General features: G+C 70.4%; 18 protein-coding genes. 14 read left to right on the top strand and 4 right to left on the bottom strand.

The annotated features are described in order from the left end of the window. Positions 1 to 31: 31 nt before the first annotated feature. From ACIQD6_RS27595 to ACIQD6_RS27540, 12 genes are all read left to right on the top strand, one after another. Positions 32 to 1,720 (top strand): carbamoyltransferase, encoded by a 1,689-nt coding sequence (locus tag ACIQD6_RS27595; protein ID WP_401887212.1) that lies wholly within the window; start codon positions 32 to 34, stop codon positions 1,718 to 1,720. Between the two features lie 57 nt (positions 1,721 to 1,777). Beyond that, complete coding sequence (locus tag ACIQD6_RS27590) at positions 1,778 to 2,695, top strand: phosphotransferase family protein (protein ID WP_401887209.1); 918 nt, start codon at positions 1,778 to 1,780, stop codon at positions 2,693 to 2,695. Between the two features lie 83 nt (positions 2,696 to 2,778). Next, positions 2,779 to 4,011, top strand: coding sequence for a glycosyltransferase (locus ACIQD6_RS27585; RefSeq protein ID WP_401887206.1), 1,233 nt, complete (start codon positions 2,779 to 2,781; stop codon positions 4,009 to 4,011). Continuing rightward, positions 4,008 to 4,847, top strand: a complete 840-nt coding sequence (locus tag ACIQD6_RS27580) for a phytanoyl-CoA dioxygenase family protein (RefSeq protein WP_401887204.1) — start codon at positions 4,008 to 4,010, stop codon at positions 4,845 to 4,847. The genes ACIQD6_RS27585 and ACIQD6_RS27580 overlap by 4 nt, the downstream gene beginning before the upstream one ends. 34 nt (positions 4,848 to 4,881) lie before the next feature. Further along, positions 4,882 to 6,558, top strand: coding sequence for a carbamoyltransferase C-terminal domain-containing protein (locus ACIQD6_RS27575; RefSeq protein ID WP_401887201.1), 1,677 nt, complete (start codon positions 4,882 to 4,884; stop codon positions 6,556 to 6,558). 34 nt (positions 6,559 to 6,592) lie between these two features. Then, complete coding sequence (locus ACIQD6_RS27570; protein WP_401887198.1) at positions 6,593 to 7,939, top strand: nucleotide sugar dehydrogenase; 1,347 nt, start codon at positions 6,593 to 6,595, stop codon at positions 7,937 to 7,939. 19 nt (positions 7,940 to 7,958) lie between these two features. After that, a complete protein-coding gene (locus ACIQD6_RS27565) occupies positions 7,959 to 8,969 on the top strand; it encodes an NAD-dependent epimerase/dehydratase family protein (RefSeq protein WP_401887196.1) in 1,011 nt (336 codons plus the stop codon). Between the two features lie 73 nt (positions 8,970 to 9,042). Continuing rightward, positions 9,043 to 9,399 carry a hypothetical protein gene (locus ACIQD6_RS27560; RefSeq protein ID WP_401887194.1) on the top strand — a complete coding sequence of 119 codons (357 nt, stop codon included), beginning with the start codon at positions 9,043 to 9,045 and terminating at the stop codon, positions 9,397 to 9,399. 38 nt (positions 9,400 to 9,437) lie between these two features. Next, positions 9,438 to 10,571: a glycosyltransferase family 4 protein gene (locus tag ACIQD6_RS27555; protein WP_401887191.1), complete on the top strand. Its 1,134-nt coding sequence runs from the start codon at positions 9,438 to 9,440 to the stop codon at positions 10,569 to 10,571. Beyond that, the gene (locus ACIQD6_RS27550) at positions 10,564 to 11,688 is read left to right on the top strand and encodes an ATP-binding cassette domain-containing protein (protein WP_401887188.1); all 1,125 of its coding nucleotides are present in this window, start codon (positions 10,564 to 10,566) and stop codon (positions 11,686 to 11,688) included. Before ACIQD6_RS27555 ends, ACIQD6_RS27550 begins: the two co-directional genes overlap by 8 nt. Further along, on the top strand, positions 11,685 to 12,497 hold the full coding sequence (locus ACIQD6_RS27545) for an ABC transporter permease (protein WP_401887186.1): 813 nt from the start codon (positions 11,685 to 11,687) through the stop codon (positions 12,495 to 12,497). The genes ACIQD6_RS27550 and ACIQD6_RS27545 overlap by 4 nt, the downstream gene beginning before the upstream one ends. A 1-nt stretch (position 12,498) precedes the next feature. Then, positions 12,499 to 13,341, top strand: coding sequence for an ABC transporter permease (locus ACIQD6_RS27540; RefSeq protein WP_401887183.1), 843 nt, complete (start codon positions 12,499 to 12,501; stop codon positions 13,339 to 13,341). Between the two features lie 240 nt (positions 13,342 to 13,581). On the opposite strand, the gene ACIQD6_RS27535 is transcribed toward ACIQD6_RS27540, so the two are convergent. From ACIQD6_RS27535 to ACIQD6_RS27525, 3 genes are all read right to left on the bottom strand, one after another. Beyond that, positions 13,582 to 14,289: a family 16 glycoside hydrolase gene (locus tag ACIQD6_RS27535; RefSeq protein WP_401887181.1), complete on the bottom strand. Its 708-nt coding sequence runs from the start codon at positions 14,287 to 14,289 to the stop codon at positions 13,582 to 13,584. Next, positions 14,286 to 15,548, bottom strand: a complete 1,263-nt coding sequence (gene wecB / locus ACIQD6_RS27530; protein WP_401887516.1) for a non-hydrolyzing UDP-N-acetylglucosamine 2-epimerase — start codon at positions 15,546 to 15,548, stop codon at positions 14,286 to 14,288. The genes ACIQD6_RS27535 and wecB overlap by 4 nt, the downstream gene beginning before the upstream one ends. A 362-nt stretch (positions 15,549 to 15,910) precedes the next feature. Further along, positions 15,911 to 17,152 (bottom strand): glycosyltransferase family 2 protein, encoded by a 1,242-nt coding sequence (locus ACIQD6_RS27525; RefSeq protein ID WP_401887179.1) that lies wholly within the window; start codon positions 17,150 to 17,152, stop codon positions 15,911 to 15,913. Between the two features lie 588 nt (positions 17,153 to 17,740). Here ACIQD6_RS27525 and ACIQD6_RS27520 point away from each other — a divergent pair. Continuing rightward, entirely contained in the window at positions 17,741 to 19,621 is a 1,881-nt protein-coding gene (locus tag ACIQD6_RS27520; protein WP_401887176.1) for a DUF2334 domain-containing protein, read from the top strand. Positions 19,622 to 19,809: 188 nt separating this feature from the next. Continuing rightward, the gene (locus ACIQD6_RS27515) at positions 19,810 to 20,874 is read left to right on the top strand and encodes a glycoside hydrolase family 113 (protein WP_401887173.1); all 1,065 of its coding nucleotides are present in this window, start codon (positions 19,810 to 19,812) and stop codon (positions 20,872 to 20,874) included. An 81-nt stretch (positions 20,875 to 20,955) separates the two neighbouring features. On the opposite strand, the gene ACIQD6_RS27510 is transcribed toward ACIQD6_RS27515, so the two are convergent. Then, a complete protein-coding gene (locus ACIQD6_RS27510; RefSeq protein WP_401887171.1) occupies positions 20,956 to 22,638 on the bottom strand; it encodes a DUF885 domain-containing protein in 1,683 nt (560 codons plus the stop codon). Positions 22,639 to 22,743: the final 105 nt, after the last annotated feature.

Genomic DNA, 22,743 nt, shown 5'->3' with positions numbered 1-22,743 from the left:
GGACACCACCTCCCAGAAAGGAGACAGGAACGTGACGGAGGCAGTCCTCAGGTCGGGCTGGCTGGCGGGCCTCAACCACGGTCCGCACGACAGTTCTTGCGCGCTTCTGAAAGACGGCGAGCTGATCGTGACGATCGAGCAGGAGAGAGTGTCGCGCAACAAGCGCGCGCTCGGCGAGTCACCGGCCGACGCCCTGCGGTTCTGCCTGGAGTTCGCGGGCATCACCCTGGGCGACGTGGACGCGGTGGCGCTCGGATCCGAACACGACCTGCTCGCGCAGTGGATGGGGTACGAGGGAGAGCGCCGGCCCGTCATGCTCCCCTACGACAGCCCCGACTGGCTGTTCCCCCATCGTGTGTTCGGCGAAGGACGGCGTCCGCCGCTGGTGCCGGTGCGCCACCACGACGCCCATGCCGGCAGCTGCTTCTGGCCGAGCGGGTTCGAGGAGTGCGCGATCCTCATCATGGACGCGATGGGCGAGGACTGCTCGACGTCTCTCGCGGTGGGAGGCCCCGACGGCATCCGCGTCCTGGAGAGCCACCCGGTCGGCGTGTCGCTGGGCTTCTTCTACGAGGCGGCCTGCGACTACATCGGTCTGGGACGGGACAACGCCGGAAAGCTGATGGGCCTGGCCCCCTACGGGCGGCCCACCGAGGACGTGGGCCTCGAATACGGGCCGGACGGGATTCGCTGGTGCCCGGTCCAGGAGTCGGGCCTGCGCGGCAGGGCGCTGATCGAGGACCGGATGAGCCAGCTCGTCGACCACTTCGAGCGCACCTGCTTCCCCTACACGCGGGGCTGCACGGAGGACGTCATGGCGTACGCGAACTTCGCCGCGTCCGTCCAGCGCGCAGCCGAGGAGGTGGTCCTCGCGCTGACGAGGCGTCTGCGGGAACTGACGGGCCACTCGCGGCTCGTCGTGGCCGGCGGAGTGGGCCTGAACTGCACGATCAACGGGCTGCTCGCCGAGTCCGGCATCTTCGACGAGGTCTGGGTGCAGCCCATGGCCCACGACGCCGGGGTGGCCCTCGGGGCGGCGCTCGTGGTCGGCCACCGCTGGGGACAGGACGTGGGCGGATGGACTCCCATGACGCACGCGTACTGGGGGCAGCCGACCGATGACAGCGACGTGGAGGCGGAACTCAAGCGGGCCGGACTGCGGGCCGAGAAGCTCGACACCCCGGAACTGCTGCGGCGCACGGCCGCCATCATCGCGAACGGCGGCATCGTCGCCTGGCACCAGGAGCGCGGCGAGGCCGGTCCGCGGGCGCTGGGGGCGCGCAGCCTGCTCGGCGATCCGCGCTCGCGCGCGACACTGGTACGGCTCAATCAGATGAAACGGCGCGAGATGTGGCGGCCGTTGGCGCCCAGTGTCCTCGCCGAACGCTTCGACGACTACTTCACCGGGACCGCCAGCCCGTTCATGATCGTCGCTGCCCGGGTGAGGCCCGAGGCGCGGCACCTCATCCCGGCGGTGGTGCACGTCGACGGCTCCGCACGGCCTCAGGCGGTGTCCGGGACGACCAATCCGAAGTACGCCGGACTCATCCGCGAGTTCGAACGAATATCCGGGATTCCTGTCCTCGTCAACACCTCGCTCAACGTCGCCGAGGAACCCCTGTGCTCGTCGCCTCAGGACACGGTGCGTACGTTCATCGAATGCGGGGCCGACGCGTTGGCGATCGGCTCCTACCTGGCGGTCAGGGACTCCGCCCAGTAAGGGCTGCCCCGGTCGGGCGCCGCCCACCGCTGAATCAGGTTCGCGAAAGGAAAGACCGTGGGAACAGCACCGGAAAAGCCGTATCTGACCGCCGTGCCACCGTCGGCGGCGGTCGAATGGGTGCGTGGCACCTTCGAACCGGGGAGTACGGTCACCGAAATTCGGCGGCTGACCGGTGGTGTTTCCAGCGCAATTCACGCTATTGTTCTGAAGGATCCTCGGGGGGAATTCCACACCGTGGTTCTGCGTCGGTGGGCGCGCCCCGACTGGCAGGTGACGGACCCGGATTTCACCGTGGCGCGGGAAGCGCTGGCGCTGCGGACCGTCGCCGCCACATCGTTCGCCACGCCGCGGCCGCTGGCGGCTGACGAACGGGGCCGGCACTGCGATGTGCCGGCACTGCTCATGAGCTTTCTGCCGGGAAGCGCGCCGGACCCCGGGCCCGCCGATCTCGGTTCCTTCCTGGAGCAACTCGCGCTCGCGGCCGTCGAGACGCACCAACTGCGCGTGAAACAGGAGCTGCCGCCCTACCGTCCGTACAACTCCCTGGAGGACCCCAGGGTGCCGGCCCCGTGCCGGCACCCCGACCTGTGGCTGCGTGCCTTCGAGATCGTGGCCGCGGGCCCGCCGCCGGAGGAGTCGTGCCTGATCCACCGGGACTACCACTTCGGCAACACCCTGTGGACCGAGGGTCGGCTCACCGGGATCGTGGACTGGGGATACGCCTCCCAGGGGCCCGCCTCCATCGATATCGCCCATATGCGCTGGAACCTTGTCGTGGGGTATGGAAAGGAAGCCGCCGACGAATTCCTGGCGGCTTATACCAAAAACGCCCCCGGTCGATTCTCCCACCACCCCTACTGGGATCTGCGCACCCTTGTCGATCTCACGCCGGAACCCATCGAGTCGTCATTCGGCGCGACCGACATCGCACGTCTGGAAAATTACCTCCAGGCTCTGCTGAACAATTTCTGAGCCCGGGACGAGTACGCCACTGGAGTCCGCCCCACGGAGGGAGCACAGTGAAGAAGCCGTCGGTCTTGTACATCACTTCGAGAATGTCTTCTCCGCCACTGAGCGGAGGCCAGCTCCGCGAATACAACATGATCAAGAGGCTGAGCCGGGACTTCTCGATCCATCTGTGGGTCTGCACCAGGTTCCTGGAAGTGGACGCCACCGGCGTCGCCGAGATGGGCCGATACTGCGACTCCGTCCGGCTCTACGAGGCCGACCCGCCGGCGGACCGGCCCGAGCCGATCCCGCAGCGGATGTGGCAGCAGCGCAGCCACCGCATGCGGCAGGACGTGGCGGAGATGCTGGACTCCGGCGCCGTCGACCTGGTGCACGTCGAGGGCTACTACATGATGCAGTACCTTCCCGTTCCGGACCCGCCGACCGGCTCGGACGCACGAGGGGCGCCGCTCCCGGCGGTCATGCTGGTCGAGGAGAACATCGAATACCTCATCGACCGGCAGTGGGACGCCCTGGCCGGTGGCCTGGACACCTGGCGCGCCACCGAGCGGCTGGAACGGGAGCAGTGGCACCGGGCGGACCTGTGCGGAGTGGTCAGCCAGGACGACTACGACCACATGCGCGAAGTCGCCCCGGACATCAGACCGGTGTACGTGCCCCACGGGTGCGACCACCTCGACCTGCTGTCCCCCGAGGCGGACCGGCGCACCGCCGCGCCGCCCGGGGAGGAGCTGTCGGTGGTGTTCGTCGGCGACTACACGTATCCGCCCACGCACGACGCGGCGGTACACCTGCTCACCGAGATCTGGCCACGAGTCGCCGACCGGTACTCGGCCGCCCGGCTGTCCTTCGTGGGACGCGGCCCCAGCGACGAGATCCGACGGCTGGCCGCCGGGCGGACGCGGGTCGATGTGACGGGCTTCGTCGACTCCATCCGCGACACCCTCGACGCGGCGGACCTGTTCGTCTGCCCCCTGCGGGTCGGGGGCGGGGTGAAACTCAAGATGCTCGAAGCGGTCACCAGAGGGGTTCCGGTGGTGACCAGCCCGGTGGGGGCCCAGGGCTTCCCCGGCGGCATCACCGCCCAGATGGCGGTGCACGACGAGCCGGAGGCGTTCGCCGGCGCGGTCGTCGCCCTTCTGGAGGACGCGACGTCCAGGGACCGTCGCAGCAGGGCCCAACGGGCGGCCGCCGCCGAGTTGACCACCTGGGAGGAGACGGCCCGCGACCTGGGCGACGCCTGGCGGTCACTGGCAGGGCGTCCGTCGCGGCTGATCCCGGCGGACCGGCCACCACAGACACAGGGATCGGGGATATGAGGACATGGGACTGGGCGGCGCGGGACGACGCCGTGGAGCGGGCCATGAAGGATCTGGACACCGAGGGATTCGCCACCATCCCGGACGTGCTGAGCCCGCGGGAGGTCGAGGAACTGCGCGGCTGCGTCGCCGAGGTGGCCGAGCGGGAGCAGCACAGTGGGCAGGCGTGGTTCTCCAACGGAAACCAGCGGGTGTTCAACCTGCTCAACCGGGGCGCGTGCTTCGTCGACCTGATCGAGCACCCCGTCGCCGTCGAGTTCGCCGAGCGGGTGCTGGGACCGCATCCGCTGCTGTCCAGCATCACGGCGAACGTCGCCCACCCGGACAACGTCCCCCAACTTCTGCACACCGACCAGCAGTACATCACCGAGCCGTGGACCTACGCGGCCACGCTCCAGGTCGTATGGATGCTCGACGACTTCACCGAGGAGAACGGCGGCACCCGCGTCATACCCCGAACGCATCTGCTCGGCCGCAGACCGGTCACCGAGGACATCCGCACCGTCTCCATCACCGGCCCGGCCGGCGGCATCGCCCTGCTGGACGGCCGCGTGTGGCACGGAACCGGCGTCAACACCTCCCAGGACCAGCACCGGCACGGCATCTTCGCCTACTACTGCGTGCCGTTCCTCAGACAACAGGAGAACGTCTTCCGGTCGCTCGACCCGGAGATCCGCTCCGGGCTGTCACCGAGGGCACGGGCGCTCCTCGGCTACGACGCCTGGCAGGGTCTGGGCGTCGTGGACGGGATACCGCGCCACTGGATGGGACGTCCCAGCAGAACCGGTCCGGTGAACACCGACCGCATCTTTCCCGACGACCAAGGGCCGCTGTGACCGGAACAACGGAGAAGCCATGTGGATTCTTGGGTTGAACGCGCCTCCCCTCGGCTGGCACGACACCGCGGCGTGCCTGATCGACGAGACCGGCACGGTGCACGCCCTCATCGAGGAGGAGCGCGTCAGCCGGGTCAAGCACGGGGTGCACGTGTATCCGCGCAACGCGGTGCAGGCGTGCCTGGACCTGGTGGGCATCACACCGCGGGACATCGACGTCATCGCACTGGGCTGGGACCTTCCGCGCCAGGCCGCCCGCACCGACCTCGACCGGCTCGATCCCCCGCTGCCCGGCAGAACCTGGCAGTTCGGCGACACCCGCGACTTCGTCGAGCGGTGTCTCGGGCACAGCTTCGGCCCGTTCGACTATCCGGACGTGGTCTACGTACCGCACCACCTCGCGCACGCCCAGCTCTCCTTCTACGCCTCCGGCATGCGGGAGGCCGCCGTCGTGGTGGTCGACGGGAACGGTGACGAGGAGAGCGTCTCCATCTATTCCGCCGCGTACGGCCGGCCGATGAAGCGCCACGCGCGGTGGCCCCTGCCGCACTCCGTGGGCTACATGTACGACGCCGTGTCGCGTGCGATCGGGCTGTACTTCCTGGAGGCCGGCAAGACGATGGGACTGGCCGCGTACGGCCGGGCCCGCGGCGTGGCGCCCCTCCCGGTGTTCGACGTGGCGGACGGTGCCTGGTCGCCCCCCTTCGACCTGCCGGAACACGCGACCCACGGCGAGGTCATCAAGGCGTGGCACGAGCACTTCGCACGGCTGGGTTTCAGCTACCGCGGAACGCCGTCGGACGTCCTCCACGAGGACGAGGACGCGGTACGGCTGGCATGGAGCGCACAGCACAGCTTGCAGGAGGTCATGGGACTGCTGGCGGCGAACGCCCGGCGCACGACCGGCATCCAGGACCTGTGCCTGTCCGGTGGCGTGGCCCTGAACTGCTCCGCCAACGGCCTGCTTCCCGGGACGGTCTACGTGCCCCCGGTCGCGGGCGACATCGGCGTCTCCCTGGGCGCCGCCTGGACCGTGGCACCACCGAAATACACCGGCCGCCCGCTCGACCCGTACCTCGGTCGTCCCCTGCGGCGGCAGGACGTCGACCGGGAACTGGACACGGCGGGGCTGACCGCGGGCGGCGCCGACCCCGCCGACATCGCCGCGCGCCTGCTGGACGGCCAGATCGGCGCCGTCGTGACGGGCAGGGCCGAGGTGGGGCCGCGAGCCCTGTGCCATCGGTCGATCATCGCCTATCCGGGCAGCGCCGCGATGAAGGACCGGGTCAACACCGCGAAGGGCAGGGAACTGTGGCGGCCCCTGGGCCCGGTCGGACTGGCCGAGTGCGAGGACGTCCACTGGAAGGCCGGCCCGCTGCTGCACCGGTACATGGTCGGGGCGGCGGAGGTCAGCGCGACCGGCCGCGCCACCGTTCCGTCCATCAGCCACGTCGACGGCACGGCACGTCCCCAGGTCGCCGACAGCGACACGGGCATCGTCCATGACGTGCTCCTGGCGATGCGGGCGGCCGGCGCCGAACCGGTCTTGATCAACACGTCCTTCAACACCCGCGGCGAGCCCCTGGTCGACGCCCCCGCCGACGCGCTGAAGGCAGCCCACGTCATCGGACTGGACTTCATCGTCCTGGACGACCGGATCGTGGTCCTGCGTGACCGGCCCGCCTCCTCCGCCGCGCCCACCGCCCCCTGACAGGGGCCCTGCCACAAGGAAGGAAGCAACGACAGTGGGTGAATCAGGCACCGGGCCGCACAAGGTGTGCGTGATCGGCCTCGGCTACGTGGGAACGTCCCTGGCCGTCACGCTGGCCGCGCGCGGCCGGCACGTGGTGGGCGTCGAGCGCGACCGGGAGATCTGCCGGATGCTCTCCGAGAAGACCTCACACGTACACGAAGACGGACTTCAGCTGGAGGAGGCCATCGACAGCGGACGGCTGCGCGTCCTCGACACCATCCCGGGCGATCCCGCGATAGACGCGTACGTGGTGTGTGTCGGCACCCCCGTCGACAACGACGGACGGCCCGACCTCGCCCAGGTGGAATCCGTCATCAAGGAGCTCGCCGAGGTGGCCGGCGACGGAGCCCTCGTGGTGCTGCGCTCCACCGTCCCGGTCGGCACCACCCGGCGGCTCCGGGACCGCTACCTGGCGGCCGAGGGCCGGAACCTCGACATCGCCTTCTGCCCCGAACGGACCGTGCAGGGGCTCGCGGTCGAGGAACTGCGCAGCCTCCCCCAGATCGTCGCGGGCGACAGCGTCCGCGCCCGGGCCAGGGCCGCCCGGCTCTTCCAGGATCTGACGGACCGGATCGTCGACGTCGCGGAACCGGAGACGGCGGAGATGGCCAAACTCGCCTGCAACTCCTTCCGGTACACGATATTCGCCTTCGCCAACGAACTGGCCCGGCTGTGCGAGAGCGTGGGTGTCAGCATGAGCGAGACCCACCGGGCCGCCTCCAGCGGATACGGACGGGGAGCCATACCGCTGCCCGGACCGGCCGGAGGATCATGCCTGCCGAAGGACGCGAAGATCCTCGCCCGGGCGTTCGGGGACTTCACCCCCAGCGCCTCCCCGCTGCTGGACAGCGTCTCGCGGTTACACGACGGCGTGCCGTCCCGGATGGCCGAGGTGATCCTGGACCACGCGCGGGAACTCACGGCCACCGGCCCGCCGGACATCGCGCTGCTGGGCGTCGCGTTCAAGGGCGACCCCCCGACGGACGACGCGCGCCTGTCCCCGTCCGTCGACCTGATCGACCGCATCCGCGAACGCTTCCCCCGGGCCAGGGTCCGTTCGCACGATCCGCTGGTGAGCAGGCAACGGCAGAGCGATCTCGGCTACGAGCCCTGCGCCACCGTCAAGGAGACGGTCTACGGGGCCCAGGTGGTCATCATCGGCACCAACCACAAGGACTACGCCGACATGCCGTTGGCGGACGTGGCCGGGCACGCCGACACCGGCTGTGTCATCTACGACGTATGGGCCCTGCACGCCCGGGAGAGCGGGAAGCTTCCGCAGGGTACGACCTACCTCGCGTTCGGCGAGGGCCAGTTCCTCGTATCCCGACCCGGCTGACCGATTGGTGGCACACGACATGACGAAGGTGCTCGTGACCGGCGCGGCGGGGTTCATCGGCGGATACCTCGTCGAGGAACTCCTGGCCCGCGGCCACACCGTGGTCGGGCTGGACAATCTCTCCAAGTACGGGCGGCCCGCCCGGTCCCTGCCGGACCACCCCCGGTACACCTCGGTCCTCGGCGACGCCGGGGACCGGACGCTCCTGCGTGAACTCCTGGACGGCTGCGAGCACTTCATCGCGAACGCCGCCCTGATCGGCGGCGTACGGTACATGGCCGAACTGCCCCTGGACATCCTGGCGGAGAACAACCGGCTGGTGAGCGCCGCGGCCTACGCCGGTATCGAGGCACACCGCACGGGAGCGCTCCGCAAGGTGACCTACGTCAGCTCCTCCATGGTCTTCGAGAAGGTCGAGGACGGGAACATCACGGAGGGCGACCAGCTCGAATTCCCCCCGCCGGCCACCGCGTACGGCTTCCAGAAACTCGCCGTCGAGTACTACGCGAAGGCCGCCCGGGAGCAGTACGGCCTGCCCTACACGATCGTCCGGCCCTTCAACTGCGTGGGCGCCGGCGAGCGCCTGACGGCCCACGGGGAGACCGGACAGGGCCTCGTCCGGGGCCATGTGATTCCGGATTTCGCCGAGCGTGCCCTGCGGCGCGAGAATCCCTTCCGCATCCTCGGGGACGGACAGCAGTTCCGTACCTTCACCTACGCACGCGACATGGCGACCGGAATCGCCCTCGCCATGGAGCGGGAAGCGGCGGCCAACGAGGACTTCAACCTCTCCGGCCCCCACGGCCGCACCATCGAGGGGCTCGCGCGACTTGTGTGGGACAGGGTCAACCCGGGCGTGTCACTGGTCCTGGAGCACGTGCCCGGTTTTCCCAACGACGTGCGGGCGCGCCACCCCGACATAGGGAAGGCCAAGCGGTTGCTGGGGTTCGACCCCGCCATGACGCTGGAGGCCATGGTGGACGAAGTCGTCGAGTGGGTGCGCGAGGAAGTGCTCGGCGGCGACTCCTGACCGGCGGCGCCGGACCCGGCTCTCGCGCCGCGCCCCGCCGGCCGGCCGGGCCCCGCGCCCTCCGATACGTCCGATGGGATTCCTGACAGTGACTTCGACGCGTGAGCGGGCCGTGACGGAACAGGCTGAGGCGGTGCCGTCGACCACACGGCTCATCGCCGCCGCCCTGGACGAGCTGATGAGCACCGGCGACCGCGGCGACGCTCTCAGGGAGGCGGGTATCGCCTCGCTGGAGGCGGCACTGCAGATCGCCGCCGCCTCGGACAGAGCCCAACAGGACAGCCACGGTGACCAGGAGGCCGTCCGGCTGGCACGCGAGGCACTGGCCTGCGCCAGGGCGGCCGTGGTGGCCACGACCTGTGCGGTACGGGCGCTGCACGGCGCCGGACGCCACGGCGGGCCGCCCGCCCGTCCCGTTCCGCCGTCGTGAACACCGGCCGCCGTCCCCGGGAACGAGAAGGAGCAGCGGTGCCACGCGTACTTCATGCCGCTACATCGATGACGGTCAACGGTGTGGTGCGGTCGGTTCTCACGCTGGCCCGGCGGCAGCGGGAGTGCGGCTGGGACCCGGTCGTCCTCACCACGAGGCACGGGCGCCTGTCCGAGGCCTGCGAGAAATGGTCCATTCCCGTCCTGGTGGACACCGATCTGCACCTGGCGGAGAAGAAGGACGTCTCGCGGCAGCACGCCCTGGCGGACGCGGCGGTCCAGGCACACCCGCGCGTCGCGGCCCTGCGGCCCGACCTCATCCACGCCCATCTGCCCAGCGCCGGTCTGGGGATCGCGAGTCTGCTGGCGCGGCGGCTGGACGTGCCTCTCGTCCAGACCCAGCACGTGGTGAAACTCGCGCCGTACGACCGAGACCTGATGACCGGCACTGATCTGCATGTCATCACCGTGGCGGGCGCCGCCCGGGACCTGCTGGTGCGCGAGGGGGTACCCCCGGAGCGGGTGGTCCACATCCCCAACGGCGTGCCCGACCCCGCGGACTGCGAGCCCGGCCACCTGCTTCCCCGGGACGGCAGGCGTCATCTGGTCTACGCCGCACGCCTGGCCGAGCCGAAGGGACTCGACACCGCCATCGCCGCCATGGAGCTGCTGCGCGAACGGTCCGGCCCGGACTGCCCCGTGCTGCACGTCTTCGGAGACGGCCCGCAGTCGGCCGAATACCGCGCCCTCGTCACGGACAGGAGGCTCGACGACGTGGTGGTCTTCCACGGGGAGGTACTCGACGTCATCCACCCCCGGCTGGGCGCGGCGGCACTGATCGCCCCGTCGAAGCCGAGGTCGGAGGCGTGTCCGCTGACTGTCCTGGAGGCGATGGCCAGCCGCATCCCGGTGATCACCACCACGGTGGAAGGAGTGACCGAGCTGATCACCGATCAGGTCGACGGGCTGCTGGTGGCGCCCGGGGCACCGCGGGAACTGGCCGAAGCCGTCGCGTACCTGCTGGGGAACAAGGACGTCGCCGACCGCTGCGCGGACGCGGCCCGCAGGAAGTTCGAGCAGCGGTACACCATGGAGCCGATGACGCGCGCGACCCTCGCCTTCTACCGGCAGGCGCTCGGCCGGGCGGGTCATGGGGGTGCGTCGCATGCGTGACGGCAGGCGGGCCGCACCGGACCGGACCGGTGCCGACGGGTCCCGAGAGAGGCGCGGCGGCCCGGTGATCCAGGTCCGGGACCTGTGCAAGGTGTTCCACACGGTGACGCGCAGACCGGGTGTCCTGGGGGCGCTCGGTTCCCTGGTGGCGCCGCGCAGGGTCGCCAGAGCCGCCGTACGGGAGGTGTCCTTCGACGTGCCCGAGGGGCAGCTCGTATCGCTGCTGGGCCCGAACGGCGCGGGCAAGTCCACGCTGATCAAGATGCTCACGGGCATCCTCGTGCCGACCTCCGGCGAACTGCGGGTGGCGGGCCTGGTGCCGCACCGGGACCGGGAGCGCAACGCCCACAACGTGGGCGCGGTGTTCGGCCAGCGCACCCAGTTGTGGTGGGACCTGCCCGCCCGCCACTCGCTGGCGATACTGCGGGACATCTTCGAGGTCGACCCGCGGGCCTACCGCCGGCGGCTCGCCGAATTCGACGACCTGCTGCGCCTGTCGGACTTCTGGGACACCCGCGTGCGGCATCTCTCCCTGGGACAGCGAGTGCGCTGCGACCTGGCCGCCGCGCTGCTGCACGACCCGCCCGTGGTGTTCCTGGACGAGCCGACCATCGGCATGGACGCGGTGGTGAAGGAGCAGGTCCGGGAGTTCCTGCGGGCTCAGGTGCGCGACCGCGGACGGACTGTCCTGCTCACCACGCACGACATGGCCGAGGTGGCCCAACTGGCCGCCCGGGTACTGGTCATCAACGACGGACGCGTCATCGTGGACGACTCCCTCGACAACATCCGGCGCGACTATGGCGGCTCGTGGCGTCTGCGTGTGACGCTGCTCGGTCCGGGGCCGTGCCGTGACCTTCCCGGCATTCGAGTCGTCCGCGAGGACGGCCCTGTGGTGGTGTTCGGCCCGCACGAGGGCGCCCCCGACCCGATACGGGTGGACGACGCGCTGGCGCGGGTCGTGCGCGCCTTCCACGTCGAGAGCGTCGCGGTGGAGACGGACGACCTGGAGGACGTGATGCGAGCGGTGTACCGGTCCACCCGGACCGCGGAGGACCGGGCCGCCCTGCCCGCCGCCGCGCCGGCGGGCAGCGGGCAGGGGAGGAGCGGCCGGTGATCCGGGGCGCGGTCCTGCCCCGCCGCCACTGGCTGGTGGCCCGGCTCACCCCGATGACCGAGACCCTGCTGCCCGGTCGGCTGATGGGCACGGTGGTGCGACTCGCCATCTGGGTCTTCCTGGCCTCGGCCCTGTGGCGGGCCCTGTACGCGCGGACCCCGACGGCGGCGGGTGTGACCTACGAACAGGCGGTGACCTACGCCGTTCTCGCGGCCATGGTGACGCACCTGCGCGTCGGTACCACGACGTCGGACACGGTCGCCGACCACGTGTACGCCGGCACCATCCTGTACTGGTTCGTGCGTCCCATGTCGCCCCGCCGCTATCACCTGGCGCGCTCCTGCGGAGAGATCGCCTACGCCATGCTCTGGCTCGCGGCCGGGTACACCGTCTGCCTGAGCCTCGGCGTCGTGGCGCCCCCCGTCTCGGCCCAGGCGGCGGTGGCGTCCGCGGTGAGCCTGCTGCTGGGCCAGGTCATCGCCCACCAACTGCGCCTGGTGGTGGACCTGTTGTGCTTCTGGACGGTGATGAACCGCCAGCTCGTCAAACTGATGGAGTTCGTGCAGACGCTGCTCGCGGGCGGTTTCGCGCCCCTGTGGTTCTTCCCCGACTGGTTCCGGACCATGAGTTCCGTACTGCCCTTCCAGGGCATCATCAGCGTCCCCATGTCCATCTACACCGGGCGCGTCCCGATGCCGGGTGTCCCCGGGCAGGTGGCCGTGCAGGTGGCGTGGGTGGCCGCGCTGGCGGTCCTGACCCGCTGGATGTGGGCGCGGGCGGCCCGGCGCGTTCTGGTCCAGGGCGGCTGACATGAATCACGCCGTCAAGGAAGGACTCAGGGGGACCCGCCGGGCACGAAGGCTGCGCATCGCCTGGTCCATCACGAAGATGAACCTGCGCGCGGCACTTGAGTACCGCACCGAATTCGTCATGGGCATCGCCCTGGGGGTCGTGTGGCAGGCGTCCGTGGTGGTCTTCGCCTCGGTACTGCTGGTGCGCTTCCCGGGCCTCGGCGGCTGGTCGAGCCAGCAGGTGCTGCTGATCGCGAGTATGCGCCTGTTCAGCCATGGCCTCGTCACGCTGATCCTGGGGCCCGTCGACATGGTCGGCCGGATCGTCCGCGAGGGACGGATCGACGGTTACCTGCTGCGGCCGCTGTCGGTGTTCCGCCAGGTCCAGCTGTCCTCTTTCGGCGTCAACGCGTTCGGAGACCTCGCCGTGGCCGCGACCATGCTCACCGTGTCGGTGATGTGGTTCGACCTGCCGTGGACCGGGCTGCGGATCGCCTACCTCGTGGCCGGGGTGCTGGGCGGATTCCTGCTGGAGGCCGCCGTGGTGATCGTGATGTCGAGCGTGGCGCTGCACTTCCCCGGCTGGCAGTTCTGGTCGTGGTGGGTGCAGAACGTGATGGCGACGTTCGCGGTGTATCCGCTGAGCATCCTCCCGGCGGCCGCCCAGCTCCTTCTCACCTACGTGCTGCCGGTCGCGTTCATCGCCTACCTCCCCGCCGCCGTCATCACCGGTCACCTCGACGGCACCGCCGTCCCCGTCCCGCTCGCCTTCGCCGCTCCCGCCGTCGGGCTCGTCGCCTTCGTGGCGAGTCGGCTGCTGTGGAACGCGAGCGTCCACCGGTACCAGGGGGTGAACGGCTGAAGCCCGCGTCGATGCGAGGGCTGCCCCGCTTTTCGAACCGGAACTCGAACTGCTGTGCCTACGGCCTGAATTAATTGCTAAAACGCGAGTTCGATATCGGCGATGTCGATGTCCGCCAGTCGATGTCCGCCGTCGGAAAGGCGAATGCCGGTGTCGGTGTCAGTTCCGGTGCCCCATACCGCCGTAACACCGGAACTGACACCGACACTGACACCGGCCGAGCACCCCCGGCCGCGCATTTCATCGCATCCGCGCGGCGGTGGCCGACCGCTCCGGCGAGACGCTGATGTCACGGAACTCCACGCGGGCATCCTCGGTGTACCCGCCCACACTGCCTTCCGTGTACGGGCGTTCCCGGTCGGTGAAGTCCGCCACCGTACGGCCGTCCACCTCCACCGTCATCCGCGGGCCGCGCTGCCGCACCCGGACGTCCGACCAGTCGCCGACCGGGAACGGGGGAGTACCGGTGGCCAGGAACCGCTGACCGCCCCGGTACTCGGGGTCGCGCTTGCCCAGTTCCCAGCCGTTGGGTTTGAGCGCCAGGTAGTAGAAGTGCTCCGGGTCGGTGTACGCCCACACCAGCCATGCCACTTCCCACGGGTTGGGGTCGGTCGCGCGCAGTTGCTCGACGGTGCGCATCCGGGCGCGGTAGTCCAGGCGCTCGTACCGGGCGGTGGAAACCACCAGGCCGGCGTGTGTACGGCTCCGTTCGCGGGCTGCGCGGGGGGCGAGCGTCAGTTCGTCCGCCCCGCCGGTGTTGCCGCCGTAGCCGTGGAACACCGACCGCCAGGGGCCGTGCACCGAACCGTCCTGCCAGGACTCGACCGGCTCGGGCCGCCGTTCCTCGTCCCAGACCCCGGCCAGCACCAGCCCACCGCTCACCACGAGGGCGACGGCCAGCAGGAGCCCCCCGATCCGCAGACAGGTACGCCACCGTACGGATGTCATGCCACCGGATCATACGAGCCGGCCGGGTCGCCCCGCCCCGGTGCGGGAACGACGGCCGAGGCGACGGAGGCGGCGGCAGCGGACGCGACGGCCGTGTCACGTGAGGTGCGTCCGTTCTCCGCCGCCGTGTCCCGGATACTCGCCCACTCGCCCAAGTAGGCCGTTTCCGGGGCGGGTTCACCGCCGAAGTCCTCGGTGAGCCGGGCCACGATACGTTCGGCGGCGTGGCCGTCGCCGAACGGGTTCCCCGCCCCGGCCATCCGCCGGTACGCGTCCGGGTCGTCCAGCAGCCGCTCGGCGGCGGCCAGGATCGTCTCCGGGTCGGTGCCCACCAGCCGGGCCGCCCCCGCCTCCACCGCTTCCGGGCGCTCGGTGGTGGTCCGCAGCACCAGCGCGGGCTTGCCCAGACTGGGAGCCTCCTCCTGGAGCCCGCCGGAATCGGTCAGCACCAGGTCGCAGGCCTCCAGGGTGGCGGCGAAGTCCAGGTAGTCGAGCGGATCCACCACCCTCACCCCCGGGTGGCCGGCCAGCGCGGGCAGCAGGGCCTCCCGTACCGCCGGACTGCGATGCAGCGGCAGCACGATCTCCACGTCGCCCCGGTCGGCCAGCCGGCGCAGTGCGGCGCCCATCGAACGCATCCGGTCGCCCTGGTTCTCCCGGCGGTGCAGGGTCAGCAGCACCCGCCGGCCGTCGGTGCGGAAGGCGCTGCGCCCGGCGCCCTCCGCCAGGACCCACAGCAGGTTGTCGACGACGGTGTTGCCCGTGGTGATCACTTGCTCGGCCGGTACGCCCTCGGCCCGCAGGTGGCCCGCGGCCCGTGCGGTGGGGGCGAAGTGCCAGCGGGCCACCCGGCCGATCAGCCTGCGGTTGAGCTCCTCGGGGAACGGGTTGTCCAGTACACCGGTCCGCAGACCCGCCTCGACATGGGCCACCGGGACACGCTCGTAGAAGGCGGCCAGCGCGCCGCACAGCGCCGTGGTGGTGTCGCCCTGGACCACCACCAGGTCGGGCCGTTCGGTCCGGATCGCCGTGCCCAGCCCGTCCACCAGCCGCGCGGTCAGCTCCGACAGCCGCTGCCGGTCCCGCATCACCGCCAGGTCGGACTTCACCCCGACCCCGAGCATGCCGAGCATCTGCTGCAGCATCTCGCGGTGCTGACCGGTGGTCACCACCACCGGCTGGAACAGCGAGGAGGCGGTCATCGCCCGGATCACCGGGGCCAGTTTGATCGCCTCCGGACGGGTGCCGAGCACGACCATGGCGCGCACGGCGCCGGACCGGGCCGGGACGGGGTTCAGGAGGGGGGCCGGAGCGGGCCCTGCGGGACGGGGCCCGGGTGCCGCGTCCGTGGACGAGGGAACGGGGCCGTCAGGTCCGCCGGGTCTGCTTGATCTGCTGGGTCTCTCTGATAACGACATGAGTCTCCCCTGGCAAGGTGAGCGGAAGGAGCACGAACGGTTCGGACAGCACAGTGCGCGGTTCCACGGATCGGACGGCACGGTGCGAGGTACGAGGTACGAGGTACGCAGTGCGGTTCGGGCGGCGCGGTGTGGTGCTGATGACGCGGTGTGATGCGGCGCCGGTCGCGGTGCTGGTCGTGCGGTGTGGTGCGGTACGCGGATCAGGTACGGGCGGTCTTGAGCCAGGTCCGTTTGCCGGTGACGGTCCGCCACAGCCCCCACCACCCGGCCGCGAACCAGATGTAGCCGTAGAGCACGAAGATATGCCCGAGCAGGACGGCGTGGAGCGCGCCGAGCGACCGCTCGCGCCCCCGGTACACGAACCCGTAGATCCAGGCCGCGGTGAACGACAGTACGTACGGGCCGAGGAACCACATCACGGAGACCAGCGGGCGGCCGGCCTGGATGGAGCCGGCGACCGTACCGAGTACGGCGACCAGGAAGGACAGCGGCAGCAGTGAGGTGAGCAGGATCAGCACCGGGCTGGACAGGTGGTAGATCAGGTCCATCGCCGCCCGGCCGGGCACGTCACGCAGTATCAGCGGGACCAGGTTGGCCGACTGGAGGTGCCCCTGGAACCAGCGGGAGCGCTGGCGGACCAGCCGCCGCAGGTCCAGCACGGCCTGTTGGGAGACCGCCGCCGTGGTGCAGTGCTGGTTGGTCCAGCCGCGTGCTATCAGCCGCACCCCGAGATCCAGGTCCTCGGTCAGGCTGTCGCTCCACGGATCCTCGCCCAGCGAGTCGAGCGCGGACAGCCGCATGAACTGGCCGTTGCCGCCCATCCCGACGCTGCCGATGAAGCGGCGGGCGCTCTGGAAGATGTCGCCGTAGACGACGAACTCCATGTCCTGGAGCCGGGCCAGCAGTCCCGCCCGCCGGTTGTACATCCGGACACCGATCTGGGTGGCCCCGGTCCGCCGGTCGTTGAAGAACGGGTCGACCGCCTCGATCACATGCCGGTCCAGCCGGCCGTCCGCGTCCACCACGCACACGATCACGTCCTGCGGGTCCCTGCTGCCGAGCAGGCCCGAGGCGCGCAGTCGGCGCACACCGTCGTTGAGCGCCGCGCCCTTGCCGTGCCGGGCGTTCGGCAGCTCACGCCGGTGCAGCCACACCCGTTCGGGATCCGCGGCCCGCGCGATCTCGGCCGTCCGGTCGTCGGAGCCGTCGTCGATGACCAGGGCGACACAGTTCCCGGCGGGCAGCGCGGTGATCCGGGCGAGGCTCTCGGCCAGCACTTTCTCCTCGTTGAGGCAGGCGAGCAGAAAGACGTAGAAACGCTGCTCGCCGGAGTCGGGACGGTGCGGCACCCGGCGCCGGGAGAGCAGGAACAGACCGAAGTTGTACGTACCGGCCATGGCGATGATGCCGATGCTGGCCCATATCAGGGGCTCATCGGTCACGACTGGTCCACCGTGGCCCGGTCCGGCCGCCCGGCGGCGCTCGGATCGGTCACGGCGGGACGGACACGTAATCGCAAACGGGCCACCAGGAGTCCGAAAACAACCAGGCAGTACAACAGAAAGCCCGCCCCGGCGGTCGCTTGTAAAGCCCTGGCCACCGGAATTCCCGGGATCATTTCCGGCGCCGCCGCCAGACCCACCAAGGGCAGCGCTGATCCCAAAGCAGACCTACCGTACATCGGTCCCCCCACCCCCACCTTCGGTTCGGCGCAGGGGCGTTGGACCCGTCCCCAACGGGCCGACCTCTGCGCGCTTACGGAAAGTACCAGACACCCCACCTCGGTAGGAGGGTTCTTCTGTTGAATTTTCAAAGCGCAATCTTCTGCCCGTAGGACCCATGCCCGTAGGCCCCATTGACAGCCGGTAGGAATGGTCAGAACTATCGGGGTTGTTCAGCTCCGTATTCCCGCCTGTGGAATTTTGTGACGGCTCGGGCACGATCCTGGCGTCGCGAATCGGCCATGATCGTTTGCTTTCCCAGTGCCTCGTTCCACGCAATGCGGGACCGAAATCGAGGGGGTAAAGAGTATGAGTGGACCCTGGAGAAGATCACGGCCGGCCTGGCTGGCGTTGATCGCTCTCGCCATCACGGCCCTGCTGGGCGGTGCGTTCCTGGCGCCGACGGCGGCGGTCGCTCGGGACGGGCGCGGGGACGCCGACCGGTCGGCGCCGCAAGGTTCCTCCACCGGCGTGCGCGCCGAGGATGTCAAGGGCTGGGCCGCCGCGCACCGGTCCGCCGACGCCGAACGGCGCGCCGAGAAGGCCGCAGGACACACCGGCGAGAACCGGACATCGAAGCCGTCCCGGCTCTCCTTCCCGGCCACCGGGCCGCAGGCCAGGAAAGCGCCGCGGGCCGCGACAGCGCCGCGCGCCGCCGAGCCCGGCGAGGCGAAGACGCTGGTGCTGTACGACACGGCGGGCCCGTTCGGACACCTCGGCGAGCTCTACGCGATGGGGGTGGCGAACCTCGGCGGCCACTTCGGCACCGTGACCGCCAAGCCGGTCCAGGAGTACACCGCCGGGCTGATGGAGACCTTCGACGCCACCGTCTACATCGGCTCCACCTACTACGGCGACGAGCTCCCCGACGCCGTGCCGGACGACTTCTACCTGGACACCCTGCTGTCCGAGCGGCCGGTGGTCTGGGTCGGCGAGAACATCTGGAACATGGCGAACTCCGTCAGCCTCCAGGAGTTCGAGTTCCGGTACGGCTGGGACCCGACGTCCTCGTTCTACGAGAACAACGGCAGCGTCGGCGAGATCACCAAGGTCAAGTACAAGGGCCAGGAGCTCACCCGCAAGATTCCGGCGGGCCAGGACGGCGGTGTGCTCCACCCCGCCCTCAAGACCGGCGCGGGCTATCCGCAGGTGACCGAGGTGGCCCAGGCGGTGGACACGGCCGGGGGCACGGAGAAGACCTCCCCGTGGGCGATCCGCTCCGGCAACCTCACGTACGTCGGTGAGATCCCCTTCACCTATGTCTCCGAGACCGACCGGCTCCTCGCCTTCCAGGACCTGCTCTTCGACGCGCTGGCCCCGCAGACGGCCGAGCAGCACCGGGCCATGGTGCGCCTGGAGGACATCACACCGATGTCCGACGCCACCAGCATGCGCGCGGTCGCCGACTACCTGAAGTCGCAGAACATCCCGTACGGCATCAACGTCATCCCGGTGTACAGCGACCCCAAGGGTGTCCAGAACAACGGCGTGGCGCGTACCGTCCGGCTCTCCCAGCGGCCCGCGCTGGTGAACACCCTCAAGTACATGCTGGCCAACGGCGCGGTGCTGATGGACCACGGCTACACCCACCAGTACGGGAACGCGGACAACCCGTACAACGGGCTGACCGCCGACGACTTCGAGTTCTTCCAGGCCCACGTGGACGCCACCGACACGGTGGTCTACGACGGTCCGGCGACCGAGGACTCCGCCGAGTGGGCGCAGGGACGGGTCACCGCGGCCCTGGCCGAGTTCGCGCGGGTGGGCCTGCCCAAGCCGAAGCTGTGGACCACACCGCACTACGCCGCCTCGGCCACCGACTACAAGGTGTTCGCGCAGAACTTCGAGGCCCGGATGGAGCGTCCGCTGTACTTCTCCGGGACGCTGAGCGGCGCCCCGACCGACAACAGCCGCTACCTCGGGCAGTTCTTCCCGTACCCGGTCACCGACGTCTACGGCACGAAGGTGCTCCCGGAGAACCTGGGCAGCTACGAGCCGGAGGCCCACAACAACAACCCGCCCCGGCTGGCGGCCGACCTGATCAAGAACGCGAAGGCCAACCTCGCCGTGCGGGACGGTTTCGCCAGTTTCTACTACCACCCTTACCAGCCCGTCGAGCCGCTGAAGGAGACCGTGGAGGGCATTCTGGCGCTCGGTTACACCTTCGTCAGCCCCGAGAGCCTGATCTGACGCGGTCCGGTCCCACGCCGCACAACTCACGCTCCACATCTCACGATTCGTGAGTCCCGGCTCTCACGTTCCATGTCTCTCACGTCCCATGTCCGGAACTCACCACCCGTCGCCGTTCCCGGTCCGCCTCGCGCGGGCCGGGAACGGCGCGTGTCACCCGGGCCACGCCCGAGGAAGGCTCTGCCCCGATGAAAGCGCTGAGGCGGGCGACCGCGGCGGTGACCGCCGCCGTCGCCGTCCTGACCGGATGCTCGGCCGGCGGGAACGCCCCGCACGCCCCGCGGCCCGGCGGCCCCACCGGCTCCGCGACGCCCGGCGGGGGGCCGTCGCAACCGGTACGGGGGATCACCCTGCCCGCCTGGAACACGGACGACTACGAACGGCCCGAGGCCCGGACCTATCTGCGGCAGATCGCCGACACCGGCGCCCGGTGGGTGGTCTTCACCCCCACCTGGTACCAGGACGGGACCGGCCGTTCCACCATGCACACCAGCGAGGAGACGGCGAGCGACCGCAGTGTGCGCCGGATCGTCGGCCTGGCCCACGCCGCCGGGCTGAAGGTGATGCTCAAACCGCATGTGGACCTGATGGACGGCGGCGACCGGGCCGGCATCCGGCCGGCCGACCGGGACGCCTGGTTCACCGCCTACGAACGCTTCATCACCCACTACGCCGCGCTGGCCGAGGACTTGGGCGTGGAACAGTTCGCCGTCGGAACCGAACTGGCCGGCACCTCCACCGACCGCGGCCGCTGGACGAAGGTGATCGCCGCGGTGCGCGACACCTACCGGGGCCCGCTGACCTACGCCGCCAACTACGACGAGTACGCCCGCATCCGGTTCTGGACCTCCCTCGACCTGATCGGCATCGACGCCTACTGGCCACTGGCGGACTCCGCCACGACCGACCCGGCGCGGCTGGCGAAGGGCTGGAAACCGATCGTCACCGAACTCGCCGCGTTCGCCGCCCGGCAGGACAAGAAGATCCTGTTCACCGAGGCCGGATACGTCAGCCAGCACGGCACCGCCGCGGCCCCGTACTCCTGGACCGTCAGCGGGCGCGCCGGGGCGGACGAACAGTCCGCCGCCTACCAGTCCCTGCTGACCGCCTTCGACGGCCGGCCGTGGTGGGCCGGAGTGTGCTGGTGGATGTGGGACGACTGGCCGGACAGCGGCGAGACCGCGCGGCGCCTGGCCTACACACCGCACGGCAAGCCCGCCGAGGAGGTGCTGCGCGACTGGTGGCGGGAGTGAGCGAGCCGCAGCTACCCGCTGACGACGGCCGGGCTCAGCCGAGAGGCCCGAGCTGGCCGTCGTCGTACCGTCCGCCAGGGATCAGAGCTTCGACAGCTCGTCCACCAGATCGTCCAGGCCCAGCGAGCCCTGCGACAGCGCCGCCATGTGCCACGCCTTCGCGTCGAACGCGTCGCCGTGCGCCTTACGGGCGTTCTCCCGGCCGAGCAGCCAGGCGCGCTCGCCCAGCTTGTAGCCGATCGCCTGGCCCGGCATCGACAGGTAGCGGGTCAGCTCGCTCTCCACGAAGTCCGCCGGCCGGCCGCTGTGGTTGCCGAAGAACTCCTGCGCCAGCTCGGGCGTCCAGCGCTCGCCCGGGTGGAACGGCGAGTCCGCCGGGATCTCCAGCTCCAGGTGCATGCCGATGTCCACGATCACCCGGCACGCCCGCATCATCTGCGCGTCCAGGTAACCGAGCCTGCGCTCCGCGTCCGGCAGGAAGCCCAGCTCGTCCATGAGCCGCTCCGCGTACAGCGCCCAGCCCTCCGCGTTGGCGCTGACCATGCCGACCGTCGCCTGGTAGCGGGAGAGCCGGTCGGCGACCAGCGTCCACTGGGCGAGCTGGAGATGGTGGCCCGGCACACCCTCGTGGTACCAGGTCGACACCAGGTCGTAGACAGGGAAGCGGGTCGCGCCCATGGTGGGCAGCCAGGTGCGGCCGGGGCGCGAGAAGTCCTCGGACGGGCTGCTGTAGTACGGCGCGGCGGCCCCGCCGGGCGGGGCGATCCGGGACTCCACCTTCCGTACCTGCTCGGCGAGTTCGAAGTGGGTGCCGTCCAGCGCCTCGATCGCCTCGTCCATCAGGCCCTGGAGCCACGCCTGGACCTCGTCGACCCCTTCGATGTGCTCGCCGTGCTCGTCGAGGTGGGCGAGCGCCTCCCAGGGGCCCGCGCCGGGCAGGATCTTGTCGGCCTCGGTTCTCATCTCGGCGAGCAGCCGGTGGTACTCGGACCAGCCGTACGCGTACGCCTCGTCCAGATCGAGGTCCGTGCCGTTGAAGTACCGCGACCAGCGGGCGTACCGCTCCCGGCCGACGGTGTCGGGCGCGCCCTCGACGGCCGGTGCGTAGACGTCGCGCATCCAGTCCCGGAACTCCGCGACGGCCGCGGTGGCCAGCCGGGCCGCGCCGTCCAGTTCGGTACGGAGGGAGTCCGGGCCGGCCGAGGCGAACTCCTCGAACCAGCCACGTCCCTCGCCCGCCCACTCCGTGAGCTGGCCGATGAAGGTGGCGGTCGGCCGGGGGCCGGCCGGCAGCTTCCGCTCAAGACCGAGGGCCAGCGAGGAGCGGAACCCCTCCACGGCGGCGGGTACGGCCCGCAGCCGCTCGGCGATCGCCGACCAGTCCTCGTCCGTCGCGGTCGGCATCAGGCTGAAGGCATCGCGGACATGGTGCACCGGGGAGTGGATGTTGCTGACCCCGCGCAGCCCCTCGTCGGCGTCGTGGACGGCGAGTTCGGCGGTGAGCCGCTCGCGCAGGAGCCGACCGCAGCGCCGCTCGGCGTCGCTGTCCGCGCCCGGCAGTTTCTCGGCCTCGTCGAGCCGGGCGAGTGTCGCGCGGCCGAGGTCGGCCAGCTTCCGCTGACCGGCCGGGGAGAAGTCGGGGAGACGCCCGGAACTCTCCGCGACCCCCAGGTAGGTGCCGGTGATCGGATCGAGTGCGATGAGTGCGTCGACGTAGGCGTCGGCGACCTGGCGGGGCAGCGCGCTGCCGGTTGTGTCTGACATGCCGACATCCTCTCGAAGACAGCCGTTCTCCGTCACCTCGGCTTTCCGTCCCGCGCGCCGCGACGGCCCGGGGTTGGCCGGATCGGGGCGTCGGCCGCGCCCCGA

It is taken from the genome of Streptomyces sp. NPDC088400, from assembly GCF_044753355.1.
GTDB lineage: Bacteria > Actinomycetota > Actinomycetes > Streptomycetales > Streptomycetaceae > Streptomyces.
This window is presented reverse-complemented; position numbering and strand designations above follow the sequence as displayed.

What these genes read in the sequence shown, in the direction of transcription:
- ACIQD6_RS27520 (WP_401887176.1), top strand. Translation starts at nt 17,741, where the DNA reads ATGAGTGGACCCTGGAGAAGATCACGGCCGGCCTGGCTGGCGTTGATC.
- ACIQD6_RS27565 (WP_401887196.1), top strand. Translation starts at nt 7,959, where the DNA reads ATGACGAAGGTGCTCGTGACCGGCGCGGCGGGGTTCATCGGCGGATAC.
- ACIQD6_RS27550 (WP_401887188.1), top strand. Translation starts at nt 10,564, where the DNA reads ATGCGTGACGGCAGGCGGGCCGCACCGGACCGGACCGGTGCCGACGGG.
- ACIQD6_RS27585 (WP_401887206.1), top strand. Translation starts at nt 2,779, where the DNA reads ATGTCTTCTCCGCCACTGAGCGGAGGCCAGCTCCGCGAATACAACATG.
- ACIQD6_RS27580 (WP_401887204.1), top strand. Translation starts at nt 4,008, where the DNA reads ATGAGGACATGGGACTGGGCGGCGCGGGACGACGCCGTGGAGCGGGCC.
- ACIQD6_RS27535 (WP_401887181.1), bottom strand. Translation starts at nt 14,289, where the DNA reads ATGACATCCGTACGGTGGCGTACCTGTCTGCGGATCGGGGGGCTCCTG.
- ACIQD6_RS27560 (WP_401887194.1), top strand. Translation starts at nt 9,043, where the DNA reads ATGGGATTCCTGACAGTGACTTCGACGCGTGAGCGGGCCGTGACGGAA.
- ACIQD6_RS27515 (WP_401887173.1), top strand. Translation starts at nt 19,810, where the DNA reads ATGAAAGCGCTGAGGCGGGCGACCGCGGCGGTGACCGCCGCCGTCGCC.
- ACIQD6_RS27510 (WP_401887171.1), bottom strand. Translation starts at nt 22,638, where the DNA reads ATGTCAGACACAACCGGCAGCGCGCTGCCCCGCCAGGTCGCCGACGCC.
- wecB (WP_401887516.1), bottom strand. Translation starts at nt 15,548, where the DNA reads ATGGTCGTGCTCGGCACCCGTCCGGAGGCGATCAAACTGGCCCCGGTG.
- ACIQD6_RS27540 (WP_401887183.1), top strand. Translation starts at nt 12,499, where the DNA reads ATGAATCACGCCGTCAAGGAAGGACTCAGGGGGACCCGCCGGGCACGA.